This window comes from Romboutsia sp. (assembly GCF_051659545.1).
Taxonomy (GTDB): domain Bacteria; phylum Bacillota; class Clostridia; order Peptostreptococcales; family Peptostreptococcaceae; genus JBOFOR01.
Map to the genome: position 1 here is coordinate 1 of NZ_JBOFOR010000345.1, position 2056 is coordinate 2056.

At 26.8% G+C, this 2056-nt stretch carries 2 protein-coding genes and 1 pseudogene; all 3 read right to left on the bottom strand.

Annotation, left to right across the window (positions count from 1 at the left end; genetic code table 11):
• Positions 1-195 precede the first annotated feature (195 nt).
• A pseudogene (locus tag ACRC03_RS20335) lies at positions 196-273 on the bottom strand (type I restriction enzyme subunit R domain-containing protein); the annotation flags it as partial.
• A 186-nt stretch (positions 274-459) separates the two neighbouring features.
• The gene (locus ACRC03_RS20340) at positions 460-1470 is read right to left on the bottom strand and encodes a type II TA system antitoxin MqsA family protein (RefSeq protein ID WP_438654439.1); all 1011 of its coding nucleotides are present in this window, start codon (positions 1468-1470) and stop codon (positions 460-462) included.
• Between the two features lie 12 nt (positions 1471-1482).
• A complete protein-coding gene (locus ACRC03_RS20345) occupies positions 1483-1830 on the bottom strand; it encodes a type II toxin-antitoxin system MqsR family toxin (RefSeq protein WP_438654440.1) in 348 nt (115 codons plus the stop codon).
• Between the last annotated feature and the right edge of the window lie 226 nt (positions 1831-2056).

A 2056-nucleotide genomic window follows, 5' to 3' on the forward strand; every position in this document is an offset into this window, starting at 1 on the left:
TTTAAAAATAAAAGCTAGTCTAAAAGACTAGCCTAAAAAATTTATACATACTTTCAAATAAATTACTACTATACTGGTTAATATCATCAATATTTATCAAATTATATTTATTCTTTATAGTAAGAACTTGACACTAAATATCAATTTCTGCACCCCCGGTGGAAATTCTGAGACACGCAGTGGCTCGGTTGCTATCATTGGTTTGTCTATATACATGGTGTCTAGGGATGGTACGTCAAATCCTGTTAGCCACATATCTACTACTATTACTATTGTTGGTAAATAGTCTGAAGTTTTTTATAATGTCTATATATATGTGTAATCAATGTCTGTTAGGTATTATATGACTACATTTTCTAGGCTTTCTTCTGTAAACATTATTTTCCACCTAGCTTAAAAGTTTATATTATAATTATATCGAATTTTGGACAAAAGTAAAAGCTAGTCATTAGACTAGCCTTATATTGCCTTTAAATCATGTGCGTATTCATATGAAATCAATTCATTATCTTTAGTTTCAAGCCATGCTCTTTCTTCATGTGATAAATCTGATATATTTGTAGCAGTTTTATATTTAAATAATTCAATAACTTCATCAATTATCTCTATTTCACTTTTAGAGAATAAACTTAAATCGTAATTGTTTTTACTCTTGATTTTAGTTATTTCATTATTATTAACTTCACTCACATCTTTTTCAAACTTATTATCTAAGTTTAAAATAAGTTCATAATTTTTTCCTTCTATTATAGGTCCATAAGTGAATCTCACATATCTAAGCCCTGTAACTGATTTAAGGTTATTTTTATAGTTTGAAAAATCAATATACCATAAATATTTGTTAACACTAGTCTTATACAGACAGTTAACTTTTGAGGCTATATATCCTATCAAATTTTCTAATCTCTCTATATCAAATTTTCTAAATCCATTGAATATACTTGGCTCATGGCATAATCTAGTTTCAATAAAATTACTTAGGCTAAGTTGTTTTGATTCGTCTACGCTTAAGTGCATTCCATTATAAGTTTTCTCTGTAATTCTTCCAGCTTTATATGCATCTTCTACCTTTTCTCTAAAGTAGCTTTCATTAGTTATAATTAATTTTAATATTTCACTCTGACTCTGGTTAGGTAAACTTCCTCTTTCGTATCTATTTATAGTCATTTTACCCCAGTCTAGTATTGCAACTAACTCTCTTTGTGATATATTATACTTTTCTCTAAAATCTATTATGTCTTTAGGTGATACTATACCTGTTAACTCTCTATATTTTGTATATAGTCTATCTAAATTAACAGCTTCTAATTCTGATATATATAATCTTTCTCCACACTGTGAGCATACACCTATGTTTTGCTTTACATTTACTTCTACGTTTTTGTATTCCCTTTTTACTTCGTTTATAATTAAATATTCTACTTTTTCATTACAGTGTTCACAATATACTTTTCTTTTTTCTGTATTCATATATAGTACCTCCTATTCAAATAATTCATCCTCATGAAATGATATACAAACTAATTCTTCTGGAGGATTGTATCTGATTTTTATGTATATATTAATGATATCCTCTTTATCTAGTTCAAATCCGTATATGAACTTCCACACATCTCCTTTTAACCTTTGATTATGGTCATTTTCAGGACCACCTATGTGGTGATCTTTGTTTAGGTCTAGTAGTATATCTTTTATATCTTCTATTTGAAATCCATATTCTTCTATGAAGTTTGCATTCTTGTCTCTATTACCTGCAAAGTCAAAGCCTTTTTGAGTAATATGTGTTTTTATTTTTTCTAGGTATTTATTTATTATTTGGGTTTTAATAATAAAAACCTCCTTGTGCTATATATTATTGCCATCAATTAGAGGCATTTATACTAATATAATATAGTATGTACGTACAAAAATAAAGATAAATTTGTATTGTTGTATTAATTTTTTTAAAAATAAAAGCTAGTCTAAAAGACTAGCCTAAAAAATTTATACATACTTTCAAATAAATTACTACTATACTGGTTAATATCATCAATATTTATCAAATTATATTTATTCT

Excerpts from the sequence above, each read along its gene's own strand:
- ACRC03_RS20340 (WP_438654439.1), bottom strand. The coding sequence starts at position 1,470 with ATGAATACAGAAAAAAGAAAAGTATATTGTGAACACTGTAATGAAAAA.